This is a genomic window from Streptosporangium oxazolinicum (assembly GCF_039537505.1).
Taxonomy (GTDB): Bacteria; Actinomycetota; Actinomycetes; order Streptosporangiales; family Streptosporangiaceae; genus Streptosporangium; species Streptosporangium oxazolinicum.
In genome coordinates this window covers 1-15,552 of sequence record NZ_BAABAQ010000009.1, presented here as the reverse complement: position 1 = coordinate 15,552, position 15,552 = coordinate 1, and the positions used below count along the sequence as shown (strand labels likewise).

General features: G+C 70.6%; 10 protein-coding genes and 1 rRNA gene. 7 read left to right on the top strand and 4 right to left on the bottom strand.

Annotated elements, in window-relative coordinates; all coding sequences use genetic code 11:
• Positions 1-325: 325 nt before the first annotated feature.
• Positions 326-2,002 (top strand): CocE/NonD family hydrolase, encoded by a 1,677-nt coding sequence (locus ABD817_RS23125; RefSeq protein WP_344920178.1) that lies wholly within the window; start codon positions 326-328, stop codon positions 2,000-2,002.
• 76 nt (positions 2,003-2,078) lie between these two features.
• Positions 2,079-3,155, top strand: a complete 1,077-nt coding sequence (locus ABD817_RS23120) for a helix-turn-helix transcriptional regulator (protein WP_425583398.1) — start codon at positions 2,079-2,081, stop codon at positions 3,153-3,155.
• A gap of 95 nt (positions 3,156-3,250) precedes the next feature.
• Here ABD817_RS23120 and ABD817_RS23115 read toward each other — a convergent pair whose 3' ends face one another.
• Entirely contained in the window at positions 3,251-4,165 is a 915-nt protein-coding gene (locus ABD817_RS23115; RefSeq protein WP_344920176.1) for an SDR family oxidoreductase, read from the bottom strand.
• 184 nt (positions 4,166-4,349) lie between these two features.
• On the opposite strand from ABD817_RS23115, the gene ABD817_RS23110 reads away from it, so the two are divergent.
• The 4 genes from ABD817_RS23110 to mctP all read left to right on the top strand — a co-directional run bounded on the left by ABD817_RS23110 (position 4,350) and on the right by mctP (position 8,520).
• Positions 4,350-5,540, top strand: coding sequence for a cytochrome P450 (locus ABD817_RS23110; protein WP_344920175.1), 1,191 nt, complete (start codon positions 4,350-4,352; stop codon positions 5,538-5,540).
• A 42-nt stretch (positions 5,541-5,582) separates the two neighbouring features.
• The gene (locus ABD817_RS23105) at positions 5,583-6,290 is read left to right on the top strand and encodes a TetR/AcrR family transcriptional regulator (RefSeq protein WP_344920174.1); all 708 of its coding nucleotides are present in this window, start codon (positions 5,583-5,585) and stop codon (positions 6,288-6,290) included.
• A gap of 348 nt (positions 6,291-6,638) precedes the next feature.
• The gene (locus tag ABD817_RS23100; RefSeq protein WP_344920173.1) at positions 6,639-6,881 is read left to right on the top strand and encodes a DUF3311 domain-containing protein; all 243 of its coding nucleotides are present in this window, start codon (positions 6,639-6,641) and stop codon (positions 6,879-6,881) included.
• Between the two features lie 4 nt (positions 6,882-6,885).
• Positions 6,886-8,520 (top strand): monocarboxylate uptake permease MctP, encoded by a 1,635-nt coding sequence (gene mctP / locus ABD817_RS23095; RefSeq protein ID WP_344920172.1) that lies wholly within the window; start codon positions 6,886-6,888, stop codon positions 8,518-8,520.
• 187 nt (positions 8,521-8,707) lie between these two features.
• Here mctP and ABD817_RS23090 read toward each other — a convergent pair whose 3' ends face one another.
• A complete protein-coding gene (locus tag ABD817_RS23090) occupies positions 8,708-12,052 on the bottom strand; it encodes a PQQ-dependent sugar dehydrogenase (protein ID WP_344920171.1) in 3,345 nt (1,114 codons plus the stop codon).
• 151 nt (positions 12,053-12,203) lie between these two features.
• Positions 12,204-13,385 carry a sugar phosphate isomerase/epimerase family protein gene (locus ABD817_RS23085; RefSeq protein WP_344920170.1) on the bottom strand — a complete coding sequence of 394 codons (1,182 nt, stop codon included), beginning with the start codon at positions 13,383-13,385 and terminating at the stop codon, positions 12,204-12,206.
• A gap of 942 nt (positions 13,386-14,327) precedes the next feature.
• Between ABD817_RS23085 and ABD817_RS23080 the strand changes: the two genes are divergently transcribed.
• Positions 14,328-15,356 carry a serine hydrolase domain-containing protein gene (locus ABD817_RS23080; RefSeq protein ID WP_344920169.1) on the top strand — a complete coding sequence of 343 codons (1,029 nt, stop codon included), beginning with the start codon at positions 14,328-14,330 and terminating at the stop codon, positions 15,354-15,356.
• A 73-nt stretch (positions 15,357-15,429) separates the two neighbouring features.
• Here ABD817_RS23080 and rrf read toward each other — a convergent pair.
• Positions 15,430-15,546, bottom strand: a 5S ribosomal RNA gene (rrf, locus tag ABD817_RS23075).
• Positions 15,547-15,552 lie beyond the last annotated feature (6 nt).

Here is a 15,552-nt window from a genome sequence, read left to right as displayed (position 1 = left end):
GGAGCGGACACAGAAAAGGCCGCCTCCCCGGGCGGCCGTCTGTCTGCTCGCGAATGCGAAACCTGCGCCGCCTAGAAGCGGCGCCACCACTGAAGGGTAGTCGGGTGTCGCATGGGGCCAGAGTACCCGCGGCGACCGTGATCATGCAACGTGACGCCGCGACGAGTCCGCTCCGGTCTGGAAACGGCAAAAACCCCCTCAAAGCAGTCGGGCGTCGGGCGACGACGGGGCCGCGGGATGGCGAGCCTCACACCGGCCGGCCCTGGCCTTCCCGGCCCATGTTCCGTTACCAGTGGGTAGTGACGGGGCGGCGTGAGGAGAGCACATGGAGACGACCACCTGGCCACGGACGGCCATCCGCCGGATCACGGTCGAGCGCGACCTGCCGGTACCGATGCCCGACGGGGTCACCCTGCTGGCCGACCGCTACGCGCCGGTCGGCGCCGTGCGCCCGCCCACGATCCTGATCCGTTCCCCGTACGGGAGGCGCGGCATGTTCGGGCGGACCTTCGGGCGCGGGTTCGCGAAGCAGGGGTTCCAGGTCGTGATGCAGAGCTGCCGGGGCGGTTTCGGCTCGGGCGGCCTGCTCGACCCGCTCGGCGACGAGCACGACGACGGGCTGGCCACGCTCGCCTGGCTGCGCGGCCAGGACTGGTACGGCGGGAGCCTGGCCATGCACGGCCCCTCCTACCTGGGGTACACGCAGTGGGCGATCGCCCCGTTCGCCGGCCCCGACCTCAAGGCCATGGCCACCTCGGTGACCGCCTCGCAGTTCCGGGACGCCGCCTACGTGGGCGGGGCGTTCGCGCTGGAGTCGTCGCTGATGTGGACCACGCTGACCGCCTCCATGGAGCGGCCGTTCGGCGGGGTGGACGCGCTGCTCATCCCGCGCAGGACGCGCCGCGCGGCCCTGTCCGGGCGCCCGCTCGGGGAACTGGACGTGCTGTCGGCGGGCAGGGACCTGCCGTTCTTTCAGGACCTGCTGGCCCACCACGCCGAACCCGCCGCCTACTGGGGCAGGCGCGACTTCTCCACCTCCGTGGGCGAGGTGGAGGCCGCGGTCACCATGGTCGGCGGCTGGTACGACGTCTTCCTGCCCTGGCAGGTCAAGGACTACGTGGCGCTGCGGGCCGCGGGGCGGCGCCCGTACCTGACGATCGGCCCCTGGTACCACGCGGACGTGAGGCACGGCCGGGTGGCCAACGCCGAGGCGCTCGCCTGGTTCCGCGCGCACCTGCTCGGCGACCCGTCGGGGTTGCGCGAGCAGCCGGTCAGGCTGTACGTGACGGGCGCGGACGAGTGGCGCGACTACCCCGACTGGCCGGTGCCCGGCATGCGGGAGCAGCGCTGGCACCTGCGGCCCGGCTTCGCCCTCTCCCCCGAGACCCCCGAGGCTCCCAAGTCCTCCACGTCCCCTGAGTCCCCCGGCGGCCCCGACAGTCCTGGCGGTCCGCACGACGCCGGGCCCGGCCGCTTCCGCTACGACCCCGCGCACCCGACGCCCGCGCTGGGCGGCCCGGTGCTGCTGGGCAACTCGGAACCGCGCGACAACCGCAGGCTGGAGGCCCGTCGCGACGTGCTCGTCTACACCGGTCCCGAGCTGCGGCGGGACACGGAGATGATCGGCCCTGTCTTCGCCGACCTGTACGTGCGCACGGGCACGGGGCACGCCGACGTGGTGGTCCGGGTCTGCGACGTGCACCCGGACGGCGCCTCCTACAACGTGTGCGAGGGCGTGCGCCGCCTGGTCCCCGGTGATCCGCCCGCCGGGGACGACGGGATCCGCCGGATCCGGGTGGACCTGTGGCCGATCGGGCACCGTTTCCGGCGCGGCCACCGGATCCGCGTGCACGTCGCCGGAGGCGCCTACCCCCGGATCGCCCGCAACCTCGGCACCGGCGAGCCCCTGGGCACGGGCAGCACGATGGTCGCGACCGACCACGAGGTCTTCCACGACCCGTCCCACCCGTCCGCGGTCGTCCTTCCCCTCGCCCCTTCCTGACCCCCGCCCGCTCCTGTCCCGGCCGCGGTGGCGGGTGCGCCGGGGCTAAGGTCAGGGAGTGCGTGCGGCCAGGTTGATGTCATTGGTCCTGCTGCTCCAGGCCCGGGGCGGGATGACCGCGGCGGAGCTCTCCCAGGAGCTGGAGGTCTCCGAGCGGACCGTCCACCGTGACGTGCTGGCCCTGTCGGAGGCTGGTGTGCCGGTGTACGCCGACCGAGGGCGGGGCGGCGGCTACCGGCTGCTGGACGGGTACCGCACCCGCCTCACCGGGCTGGACCGCGCCGAGGCGGAGGCGTTGTTCCTGTCGGGCGTGCCGGAGGCGCTGCGGGAGATGGGACTGAGCGAGGTGGCGGCCACGGCGCGGCTGAAGGCGTCGGCCGCGCTCTCCCCCGGGCTCCGCGACGCCCCCGCGACCGCGGCGCAGCGCTTCCACCTGGACGCCCCGGGCTGGTTCGCGAGCGAACGCCCCCCACCGGCGGCACTGGCACCGCTGGCCAGGGCCGTGTGGGGCGACCACCCGGTCACCGCCCTCTACCGGCGCGCCAAACGCGCCCGGCCGCCCGAACAGCCCGGCGAGGCGGGGAGGGAAGGGGGCGAGCCGTCCGACCAGGCTGGACAGGCCGAAACCTCCCGGCGGCGCCTGGAGCCGTACGGGCTCGTGCTGAAGGCGGGGGTCTGGTACCTGGCGACCCGGTTCGCCATCTACCGGGTCGACCGCTTCGGTGAGGTAGAGATCCACCCCGACCTGCGCTTCGAGCGGGACGGTTCCTTCGACCTGGCCGCGTTCTGGAGTGAGAGGGCGGCGCACTTCGCCAAATCCCTGCTCACCACGCACGTCACCGTACGGCTCAGCCCGACCGGCCGCCGGATGCTGCCGTCCGTCGCCGACGCCGCGGCCCTCGACGCCGCCCTGGCCTCCGCCGGTGAGCCCGACGCGCGGGGGTGGGTCACGTTCCACCTGCCCGTCGAGTCCCCGGAGGTCGCCTACGGCCAGATCCTCCACTTCGGCCCGGAAGCCGAGGTCATCGACCCGCCCGCCCTGCGCGCCCGCCTCGCCGAGACCGCCGACCGGCTGCGCGACCTGTACGCCTCCCCCGGCGACGTCTGTGAAACCCGCGACACCGACGGCGTGGGAGACGTGGCGGACCACTGACCCTCGCGGCGACGACGGCCTCTGGCGTCCCAACGGTCCGGCGCGCCGGACCGCCGGCCCCTCGCGGCGACCCCGGGCGAAGGTCCCGCCGACGGTCAGCGGTAGCCGGTGGCGTCGGCGGGTCTGCCCTTGCTCTCGACCTCCTCGATGTAGCGCCAGGCGTCGGGCCTGCTGCCGTCGACGTCGGTGAAGCCGTACACCTGGGCGAGCTGCCCGCTGGAGACCGACTGCCCCGACCAGCGCATCCGGTCCTCGTCGGCGGCGAGGGCGACGATCGCGCGGCCGGTGTAGGCGGGTGTCTCGGAGATCACGAAGTGCGGCTGCTCGGCGGTGGCGTCCCGCCAGTTCTCCTCGGTGACGCCGAAGAGCTCCAGCATGCTCTCCGACCTGAGCCAGCCGGGGGTGAGCGAGATCGCGGCGCAGCCGTACGGACGCAGCTCGTGGGCCTGGCTGAACGCCAGGCGGTTCACCGAGATCTTGGCCAGGTCGTAGAAGGCCGAGAGCCGGTAGTTGGCGGTGTTGTACTCCAGGGTGCCGTCGGTCACCTCGATCACCATGCCCCCGGGGTTCTCGATCAGCAGGGGCAGCGCGTGGTGGCTGGTGATGAGGTGGGTGTCCACCGCCAGCCGGAGGATGCGCAGGCCGTCGTCGAGGGAGTGCTTCCAGACGGGGACGTGCCACTCGGTGAGCGGGTCGCCGCCCCAGACGTCGTTGACGAGGATATCGAGCCTGCCCCGCTCGTTCCTGATCCGCTCCACCAGGGCGCGGACCTGCTCCGGCTCCAGGTGGTCCACCCGGACCGCGATGCCGTGACCGCCCCCGCGGGTCACGAGTTCGGCCGTCTCCTCGATGGTCTCCGGCCGGTTCATCTCCGAGCGCCGCTCCCGCGTGCTCCTGCCGGTGCAGTACACGGTGGCGCCGGCCGCGCCCAGTGCCACCGCGATGCCCCGGCCGGTCCCCCTCGTCGCCCCCGCGACGAGGGCGACCTTTCCTTCCAGCGTTCTTGTCATGAGGGCCAGCGTGGCGCGGAAACAGGACATCTTCTGTCATGTTTTCGCCGCGCCAGCCGAAACCGCGCTCGCCGAAACCGCGGCGGCCGGGCACCGAATGACCGCCCGGGTCCTTTGCGCCTAATCGATAGGTTGCTATCGTTTTTATGGAGCAGTCAGGACGACGAGTCATCCAGGGGGTTGTATGAGCGAGTCTCCGACGCTACCGCTGCACATGCGGCGGGCGGGGTTCGACCCGGATCCGGAGCTGGGAGCGCTGCGGGACGGGGAGGGGGTCAGGCTCACCAGGACACCGCTGGGCGTCGACGCCTGGCTGGTGACCCGCTACGAGGACGTGCGCGCGGTGCTGAGCGACGCGGAACGGTTCAGCAACGCCGGGATGGTCAATTTCCGGCTGCCCGGCGTCCAGCGGAGCGAGGAGGAGCTCGCCGAGATCCGCGCGGGCAACCTGCTCGCCTTCGACCCTCCCGAGCACACCCGGCTGCGCCGGGTGTTGACGCCGGAGTTCACGCTCCGCCGGATGCGCCGGCTGGAGCCGCGGATCACCCGCATCGTCGAAGATCACCTGGACGCGATGGAAGGCGCCGGGTCCCCGGCCGACCTGGTGTCGTCGTTCGCGCTGCCGGTCCCCTCCCTGGTGATCTGCGAGCTGCTGGGCGTGCCGTACGCCGACCGGGAGGACTTCCAGCGCAGGACCGGCCGGTTGCTCGACGTGTCGGCGCCCATCGAGGAGCGCATGGCGGTGCAGGCGGAGTCGCGCGCCTACATGGCCGAGCTGGTCGCCCGCGCCCAGGCCGACCCGGGCGAGGAGCTGCTCGGCACGCTGGCGCGCGAGCACGAGGACCTGACGGCGGCCGAACTCGTCGGCATCGGCGGCCTGCTGCTGCTGGCCGGTCACGAGACCACCGCCAACATGCTCGGGCTGGGCACACTGGCCCTGCTGCGCCACCCCGACCAGCTGGAGCTGCTCAAGAAGGAGCCCGAGCGCATCGACGCCGCGGTGGAGGAGCTGCTGCGCTGGCTCAGCATCGTCCACTCCGGCACCGTCAAGACGACCACTACGGAGGTCGAGCTCTCCGGCACGCGGATCGGGCCCGGCGAGCTGGTGATGTGCGCGCTGCCCGCCGCCAACCGCGATCCCGGGTTCCTGCCCGATCCGGAGGCGCTGGACATCACCAGGGGTGCGCCCGGCCACGTGGCCTTCGGCCACGGCGTGCACCACTGCCTGGGGGCGCCGCTGGCGCGGATGGAGATGCGCATCGCCTTCCCCGCGCTGCTCAGGCGCTTCCCCGAGCTGCGCGCGATCGAGCCCGACGCGCACTTCCGCTCCTTCAGCGTCGTGTACGGCCTGTCGTCCCTGCGCGTCGCCTGGTGACCGCCACCGGACGGCCGTACGCGGGCTGCTAGCGTTTGGCGTGTGCCAGAGCAGCGACATCGCGCCGATGCCCTGCGCAATTCCGACAGGATCGTCCGGGCGGCGATCGCGGCGCTGCGGGAGACCGGCGCGGCCGTCTCCCTGGAGGAGATCGCCCGCCGGGCCGGTGTCGGGATCGCCACCGTCTACCGGCGGTTCGGCGACCGCGACGGGGTGATCCTGGCCTGCTTCGAGACGTACTTCGCCGAAGAGGTGGAGCCTCTCGCACTGGCCGCCCGCGAGGCCGCCGACCCCGGCCGGGGGCTCACCGAGGCCCTCGCGGCCATCACCGACACGCTGGCCGCCCATCGGGCCCTGCTCACCGCCGCGCGGGAGGCCGGCGCGTTCACGGTCGCCATCGCCGAACGGTTCGCCGAGCCGCTCGGCGACGTGCTGGCCCGCGCCCAGCGGCGTGGGCTGGTCCGTGCCGATCTACAGGTCCGCGACCTGGCGGCGATCGTGGTGATGGCGCTGGCGACCGTCTACCGGGCCGACCATGACGTCGCCGACCACCGGCGCTACCTGGCGCTCCTCATGGACGGCATCCGCCCGTCGGCCGAGCCGCTCCCCCGCCTCTCGTCCTCCCGCCGCTTCGGCGGGGAGGAGGACCGCGCGTGCGAGGAGAAGCCGCCCGCCTCCGAGAGGGCCGCTCACCCGCCGCAGACACCGGGTAAGTCCGCGCCGCGAGCCCCCGCCGAAGACACCGGGTGAGCCCGCATATCGCGCGTTCCGGCCGAAGGCACCGGGTGACGCGGCGTGCCGGCGGAGCCGACGGCACCACGCGGGGCGAGGCCGCGCGCCGCCCTGTCGGGCGCGTCTTTACAAGCCGCAGTCGATCATGTCAAGGAAGACGCGCCGGGGATTCGGTGACCGGCGGGAACCCGGCGGCGAAGTGGATCCGCCCTCGGCGGTACGGCACCCGCGACCTGGCCGGGAACCTCGACCGTGGAACCGGGCTACCGTTCGTCGCGCCACCCGCGCCACTCGGCGCTCGGTGACCCGAATGAAACGACCGTGTAATTACGCTGCCGGTCAGCCGAAGGGGATGATCCTGCCCGGGTGTCCCTTCTCCAGTTCGAGGAGACCGTGTTGACCACTCCAAACGGGGACCGGAGCGACCGCAGCCCATGGAACTGGCTGCTCATCGTACCGATCATCCTACCTTTACTCCCCTTTCTCTACAATTCCGATGAACCCCGGCTTTTCGGTTTTCCGCTGTTCTACTGGCTCCAGCTCGCGTTCATCGCGGTCGGCGTCACGTGCACCACGATCGTGTACCAGATGACGAAGCGGCGGCGGTGACCCGATGGAAGCTCACCTGACAGAGATCATCATCTTCTCCGTGCTGTTCCTGGTGGTCAGCGGCATGGGATTCGTGGCCGCACGCTGGCGCCGCCCGGACAACCTGGCCAGCCTCGACGAGTGGGGGCTCGGCGGCCGCAACTTCGGCTCGTGGGTCACCTGGTTCCTCATCGGCGGCGACCTCTACACCGCCTACACCTTCGTGGCCGTGCCCGCCCTGATCTGGGGCGCGGGCGCGATGGGCTTCTTCGCGGTGCCGTACACGATCGTGGTCTACCCGATCGTCTTCCTGGTGCTGATCCGCCTCTGGTCGGTCTCGCACGTGCACGGCTTCGTGACCCCGGCCGACTTCGTCCGGGCCAGGTTCGGCTCGCCCACGCTGGCGCTGCTGGTCGCGATCACCGGCATCGTGGCGACGATGCCCTACATCGCGCTCCAGCTCGTCGGCATCGAGGCCGTGTTGAAGTCGATGGGCGTGACCGGCCACCTGCCGATCATCATCGCGTTCGCGATCCTGGCCGCGTACACCTACCAGTCGGGCCTGCGAGCGCCCGCGCTGATCGCGTTCGTGAAGGACACGCTGATCTACATCGTGATCCTGGTGGCGATCTTCGCGATCCCCGCCCAGATCGAGGGCGGCTGGTCGGGCATCTTCGGCGCCGCCCAGGACAGGTTCGCCGCCAGCGCCGCGCCCGGCGACGGCATCCTGCTCAACGCGAACAACCAGCTGCAGTACGTCACGCTGGCCCTGGGGTCCGCGCTCGCGCTGTTCCTCTATCCGCACAGCATCACCGGCGTGCTCGCCTCCAAGAACCGTGACGTGATCAAGCGGAACATGGCGGCGCTGCCCGCCTACAGCCTGCTGCTCGGCCTGATCGCGCTGCTCGGCTTCATGGCCATCGCGGCCGGGATCACGCCCATCGGCACCGACAACAACACGATCGTGCCGCAGCTGTTCGACAAGATGTTCCCCGACTGGTTCACCGGCATCGCGTACGCCGCGATCGGCATCGGCGCGCTGGTCCCCGCGGCCATCATGTCCATCGCCGCGGCGAACCTGTTCACCCGCAACATCTACAAGGAGTACCTGAAGCCGCACGCGAGCGACGCCGACGAGGCCCGCGTCTCGAAGATCACCTCGCTGCTCGTCAAGGTCGGCGCGGTGCTGTGCATCCTGTTCCTGGACACCGGCTTCTCCATCGACCTGCAGCTCATCGGCGGCGTCATCATCCTGCAGACGCTCCCGTCGGTGGCACTCGGCCTCTACACCCGCTGGTTCCACCGCGGCGGCCTGATCGCCGGATGGATCGGCGGCATGGGGGCCGGGATGCTCCTGCTCTACAACATCGGCAACCCGGCCACCGGCAAGCTGCACTTCGCCGGGTCCGCGTTCCCGCTGGAGAAGCTGGGCCTGGACACCAAGATGACGATCTACGCGGGCATCCTCGCGCTCGCGGTCAACCTGGCCGTCGCCGCACTCGGCACGGTCATCGCGCGTTCCGCCGGGATGGCCGAGGGCGACGACTCCACCAAGCCCGACCACTACCTCGCCGACGAGGGCGACCCCAGGATCAAGGACCTCGACCTCGCCGCCCCCGGAACCCACGGGACGGATCCGGCTCCAATCCCCAAGCCCTAGGCTCCGGGATCGGCCGGCACACGGACGTACCACCCCGGCTCCGAGACCCCGGTCCCGGGCGACGTGGCCACGAGCCTCCCGGCACACCACCGGGTCCCGGAAACGAGCGCGGGGGGAGAGCCTGTCAGGCTCTCCCCCCGCGTCGTCAGCGCGTCGCCGTCAACGTGGCGGCATCAGCGCGTCGGCGTTATCCGGCGGCCGGAGCGCTGAACTGCGCGATCAGGGCGTTGGCGTCACGCAGGAGCGTGGCCTTCACCGCCGGGTTGGAGACGATCTTCGGGTCGTTGACCGTTTCGACAAAGCGCTCAAGCTTCTTGACGATCTTCTTCTTGTCGCGCTCGCGCCCCTTGTCCTCGGACACCATGACCTTGGAGATCTTGTCCTGGAGCTTCGCGGCGCCGGAGGCCGACAGCTGCCCGGCCGCCTCGAAGAGGTCGATGAGCCTCTCCACGTCGGCGACAGAGGTCGTGACCTCGAACGCGACGGTCTGCTTCGTGACGTGCCCCGCCTTGTCCTTCGCGGTGACGGTCAGCGTGTGCGCGCCGAGCGCCAGCTCCCACAGGGCGATCGCCTTGCCGGAGACCACCTGCAGGTCGCCGATGGCCGCCGTCACGCTCGCCACCCCCGACGTCGCGTCGGCCGCCGAGAAGACCGGCGTGATGGACGCGGAGTCTCCGTACTTGCCGGGCTCCACCCCGCTCACGGTCAGGACCGGGACGGTCTTGTCGATCTTCGCCGTGACGGTGCCGACCTGCGAGACGTTGCCCGCGCTGTCGGTCGCCCGGTAGCGTACGGCGGCCGTCCCGTCGGCGGTCAGGGTGACCGGACTGTTGGCGTTCAGCCACGTCGTACCGCCGTCGAGCGAGTACTGCCGGCTCGCCACCGTGCCGTTGTCGGTCGCGGTGACCGTCAGCGTGACGTTGCCGGTGTACCAGCCGTTCTCCCCGCCCGGCTGGGCCGGGGCGAGCGTGGCCGACACGGTCGGGGGCGTCTCGTCGGAGACCCCGTCGCCCTGGAAGGTGAACCCGTCGACCTCCACGCCGCCGGTCGAGGTGACGTAGAGCCTGCCGCTGCCGGTCGGGGCGCCGGTGAGCGCGGTGTCCACGCTCTGCCAGCCCGATCCGGCGGGCACGGTGACGGTGGCGAACGGATCCGCCGTCTCCGAGCCCCAGCGCAGGGACAGCGTTCCCGCCCCGGAGGCGCGGGTCTTCACGCCGGTGACACCGGCGAAGTTCACCGGGTCGTACGCGATCCAGTCACCGGCGTCGAACGACGTGATCTTCGCCAGGCCGGACGCGCTCTCGTCCTGCACCTTGGTGACGCCACTGCTCGCGTCCGCGTGCTCGGCCTGCAGTTCCTTGGGGTTGAGGATGAGCGTGGCGTCGCCGAGCGCCCCGGGGATGTCACCGGCGCCGTTGTCCCGGTAGCTCACGACGACGACGCCGAAGATGTTCTCGGTCTCGCCGTGCTCGGGGGCGTCGGCCGGTGTCGGCCACGCGCCCGAGCAGCCCGAGCCGAGGGTCTCCGGATGCGCGTGCGTGTCGTGGCCGAGACCGAAGGTCCACTGCACCCGGCCGCACACCGGGGTGTCGCCGTCCTCCTTGTCGGAGACCCTGATCTGGAACGGCACCGCGTCGCCCCAGGTGAAGAAGGCGCCGTTGCCCGGCGTCTGGATGGTCACCTCGGGCGCGGTGTTGCCTACGGTGATCTCGGTGGAGGTGAGCCCGAACTTGCCCTGCGCGTCGGTCACGCGGAGCCTGGCGGCGTACTGCCCGAGCGCGGGATAGGTGTGCGAGGCCGTCACGCCGGTGGCGTCGAAGGTGCCGTTACCGTCGAAGTCCCACTCGTAGCGCAGCGCGCCCGGCTCGGCGTCGGTGGACGTCTCCGCGCTGAACGCGACGGTCAGCGGCGCGGCGCTGCCCGACGTCGGCTTGGCGACGATCTTCGCCTGCGGTGTCTTGTTCCCCTCGGCGTAGTCGATGCGGTAGAGGCCCGCGTCGGGGTTGGCGCGGAAGAAGCCGTCGCCGTAGTCGAGCACGTACAGCGAACCGTCGGGGCCGAACTCGATGTCCATCGGGCTGTCGGTGATCGGCATCGCCGCCGTGGTCAGCGCGTCGTTGGGCAGGAAGTGTTCGAGCTTGGTGACCGGCCCGTCGGACCCCGTCACGGTGAACGCCGCGAGGTAGTCCTGGGAGAACTCGCCGAAGAAGAATTTCCTGTCCCAGTACGCCGGGAACTTCGTCGTCGACGGGTTCGCCGCGTCGTAGTGGTAGACGGGGCCGCCCATCGGTCCCTGGCCGCCCGCCGGCTCGAAGTCGGTGAGCCCGGCCCACTCCGCGGGCTGGTGGGTGTTGTTGTCGCCGTAGTAGAGGTCCGCCGGGGTCGCGGCCGGCAGGGTGGCCACACCGGTGTTCCAGCGGGAGGTGTTCGCCGGGCCCGCCGCGCAGTCGAACCACTCGCGCGGCGTCGAGGTCGCGAAGTTCCAGTCGTTGTAGTTGAAGTTGTTCCCGGTGCAGTAGGGCCAGCCGCTGTTCATCGGCTTGTCGAGGGGGGTGACGTTCCACTCGACGTAGCCCAGGGGGCCGCGGGCCGGGTCGGCCGCCCCGGCGTCGGGGCCGTAGTCGGCCCAGGAGAGCGTGCCGGTCACGTCGTCGACGTCCATGCGGAAGGCGTTCCGCACACCCGTCACGAAGATCTCGGGGCGCGTCTTGGCCGTCCCCGGCGGGAACAGGTTGCCGGGCGGGACGGTGTAGGAGCCGTCCTCCTTCACGGTGATCCGCAGGATCTTGCCGCGCAGGTCGTTGCTGTTGCCCGCGCCGCGCCGCGCGTCGAGCCCGGGGTTCATCCCGGGCGCGTCGTTGTTGGGCGCCATGCCGTTGGCCCCGGGCGTGCCCGCGGGGGTGTTGTCGCCGGTGACGAGGTAGAGGTTGCCCTCGGCGTCCCAGTCCATGTCGCCCGCGACGTGGCAGCACTGCCCGCGCTGCGCCTCGACCTTGATGATGACCTGCTCGGTGGAGAGGTCCAGCGCGTCACCGGTCCACTTGAACCGCGACAGCTGGTTGTAGCCCTTCCACTGGTTCCAGTACGACTCGTCCGCGCCCGCGGGCAGCGAGTTGGGCGCCGACCCGGTGGGGGTCGTCTCCGGGTACGGCGCCGTCATCGTCTTGGGCGCGTAGTAGACGTAGACCCACTTGTTCTCGGCGAACTCGGGGTCGATCGCGATCGTCTGGAGGCCGTCCTCGGAGTTCGCGTAGACGGGGATCGTGTTGATGACCTTGGTGAGGCCGGTGCCGCCGTCGGTCAGGCGGATGTCTCCGTTGCGGGCGGTGTGCAGGACCCTCCTGTCGGGCAGGACCGCCAGGTCGATCGGCTCGCCGACGTTCTTGGTCAGCGTGATCTTCTCGTAGTTCGACCAGTCCGTGGGACCGTCCTGGACGGCGATGTGGGCTTGTGCGGGCGCGGCGCCGGGCACCGCCAGGGGGAACAGCAGGGCGGCCAGTGCGCCGCCGAGCATGGCGCGGGTACGCTTCAACTTCCTGAGCCTCTTCTTCAGGGGGGTGTCAGGGCATGGCGGGCCGCCACTCGCGCCGCGGCAACGGCTTCGATCATGTGGCGGTCCGCCGAACCCGTCGGATTCTTCCTCGGGTGTTTTCTCGAAATGTGTCCGGTCGTTCGCCGGGCTCTCAGCGGCGGCGGCGCAGCGCGGCCAGGTTCTTGTAGCTGAGGGCGGCGTACTGCAGCGAGCGGCCCGGCTCCTCGGCCCCTCCGGGCGCGTTGTCCTGCTCGTACATCGGGTTGTGGTGTCGCGCGATGTCCAGCTTGGAGAAGAAGGCGCCGTAGTCGATGTCACCGGTGCCGAACGGCACCATGTCGTAGCCGTTGCCGGTGGCCGTGTTGGACTTTCCGTCCTTGGCGTGGAAGAGCGGGAACCGCTTCTCGTTCCGCCGTACGAGCTTCAGGGGGTCGAAGACGTCGGTCCGGGTGGAGCCGTTGCGCGCGACGTACGAGCGGTACCTGTACTGCGCCACGTGCGCCCAGAAGATGTCCATCTCCAGGTAGACGTGCCTGCGGTTGGTGATGTCGAGGAAGTACTCCAGCTTCCTGACGCCCGAGGAGCGGGTGGGCCGGCCCAGCTCGTCGAGCGGGCCCTCGTCGACGAGGAAGCCGTACGCCGCGTCGTGGTTGTGCGTGTACAGCTTGAGACCGGCTGCCGAGGCGATCGAGCCGAGGCCGTTCCACTTCTGGGCGGCGAGGTCCCAGTCCGCCTTGTAGGCGCTGTCGGTCGGGTCGCCGCCGGTACCCACGTGCTCCATACCGAGGATGTTGGCGATCTCCAGGGTCAGCTTGAAGCGGTCGAGGTCGGCCTGGGTGAGCGGCCAGGAGCCGGGGATGAAGCCGTGGTTGCCCTGGGCCTTGAGCCCGTTGTCGTCGAGCCACCGGCGCAGCAGCCGGGCGCCCTCGACGCTCTCCAGGTTCGCGCCGCCCTCGGCGTTCGCGTGCTGGCCGTAACCGGCGAACTCCACCTGCTTGTAGCCGATCCGCGAGAGCTCCTCGAACACACGCCGGAAACCGGCCGGCAGGTTCGTCGCCGGGTCGCGGGAGATCACGTCACGGACGGTGTAGAGGATGATGCCCCGCTTGAAATCGGGCACCAGAGGGTCCCGGTGGCCGTGGCCGTGGCCCTGACCGCGCTCCTGGTCGCCGTCGGGGGACGCGTACGCGGCCGACGCGAGCGGGCCCGCCGCCGACACGGCGGCCACCGCGGTGACTCCCGTCGTGGCGGCGAGGAACTGGCGGCGGTTCAGCCCGAGCCTGCGGCGCAGCGCGCCCGTGACCTCGTCGGTCTCTTCTTCGTGTGCACTCATGGTTTCCTATCTCCGTGTGGGTGGATGGAGCCCGTGACTCCCGGCGCCTCGGCCGAGGGACCGCCGACTCCTTTCCGCCGCGGGGCAGCGGCCCCGCCCAGCGGGTCACCTCTTCGAGGGGATCCGCCCGCGAACGCCACCGGCCGACTCACTTCGCCCTCTTGATTGGTGTGCAGAGAACTTGGCGTGGAAGTTACGCGGCTTTTGCCGTTTTTGGAAGAACTTTTGTCATGATCACTTGAACTTTCTACGATCAACGACCGAAGTCACCCCGGCGGACACCCCCGCCCACCGGCCCCCGGCGCACCCTCGGGCAGGGGATCTTCCCTGATCAACCGGGGTGGCCGCCCGGAGAATGCCGCAATAGACTTGGTTTGTAACGATATGGGCAGATAGGTCCGTCAGATGACCCCCCGGCGGCAGTACCACCCGGCCGGACCTGCGACTCCCGATCGACCCGCGGGCCCGCCTCGCCACGACCTCGCCACGAACGGTCACGGAGCACATTCGGCGGGTACTTTGGTCAAGGAGCATGAAACTTTCGCTCATAGTCGGCAGAAGCGGGGGGTTGTGGGCGAGGACGAAGCGGGGGGAGGCATGTCGGGCGCCGGATCCTCCATCGGAGGGCTTTACCGTTCGCCCCGGCGGCTGTAGCGTCCTGACGTCCTTTCCCGTTCGAAGGATTCGAGGGTTCCGCGCTCGCTCTGCGTTCGTTCCGCTTTTGTTCCGCCCCGAAGGAGAACCGATGGCCCCGGCGAGGAGCACGCGGAACGAGAGGGGAACCGCCGGATGCGCGCGACCGGACTCGGAGCCATCTCACTGGTGATCGCGCTGACCGCCTGCGCCCCGGCCCCCGACGCCGCCTCCCCTCCGCGTCCTTCACGGACATCTTCACCGACAGGCCCCGTGCCCGTACCCACGTCCTCTTCACAGACAAGCCCCGTGCCCACTTCCTCCGCGACACCGGGACCGCCCGGATCGGCCTCCGCCATCCAGAGAGTCGCGGACGACCTGCTGGTGGCGGCCGGATCTCCGGGGGCCGTCGTACACGTCCGCGACGGCGGAAGGGTCGAGGAGGCCGCCGCCGGGTTCGCCGACCCCGCCACACGCACCCCGATGCGGGTCGGCCACCGCTTCCGGATCGCGAGTATCACCAAGACGTTCACCGCGACGATCGTGCTCCAGCTGGTACGCGAACGGCGGCTGGCACTCCGCGACACGCTCGGCAAGCTGCTTCCCGGCGTCCTTCCCGGTGCCGACCGGGTGACCGTGGAGCAACTGCTCACCCACACCAGCGGAATACCGGACTATCTCACCGACTCCCGCTTCATGGACGCCGTCGTCGACGGTGGCATGCACACGCGCGACTGGCCACCGCGAGAGCTGCTCGGCTACGGCGGCAGCCCTGGCAAAAGCGGGGTTAACAGCTACTCCAACGGCAACTTCATCCTTCTCGGTCTCATCATCGAAAAGGTCACCGGTCAGAGCTACGCCGAGGCGCTCCGCGAGCGCGTCACCGAGCCCCTGAGGCTGCGCGATACCGAACTGCCACGAGACCTACGGCCCCCCGGGCTCGCCACGGGCAGACAGGGCGACGGCCCCGGAGCGACGGTCGTGAACTCCTCGATCTTCTGGTCCGCGGGCGGGCTGGTATCGACCGCGGGGGACGTGGGCGCCTTCTACGAGGCGCTGTTCGGCGGGAGGCGGGCCGCGTCCGGCCGCGAACCCGCCAAGGGGTCGGCCCCGAAGCGACTCCCCGAAGGGGCCGCGCTGAAGCGCGCGGGCGGCCTGGGCGTCTTCGCCGACAGGCTGCCGTGCGGCACCCGGGTGTGGAACCACTCCGGGATGATCTACGGGTACTCGGGGATCGCCATGAGCAGCGAGGACGGCCGACGCCAGGTGGTGGTCCAGCTCAACTCCCCGGCGGCGGGGCAGGCGATCGCGGCGGCGGGAAGGCTCATGTGCCAGTGAAGGTGGCCGGGACAACAGGTCCTGGAAAGCATGAAGGGCCCCCACCAACGGTGGGAGCCCTTCATAAACGATTGTCCGGCGGTGACCTACTCTCCCACACCGTCCCCGGTGCAGTACCATCGGCGCTGAAGAGCTTAACTTCCGGGTTCGGAATGTAACCGGGTGTTTCCCCTTCGCCATAACCGCCGTAACCCTA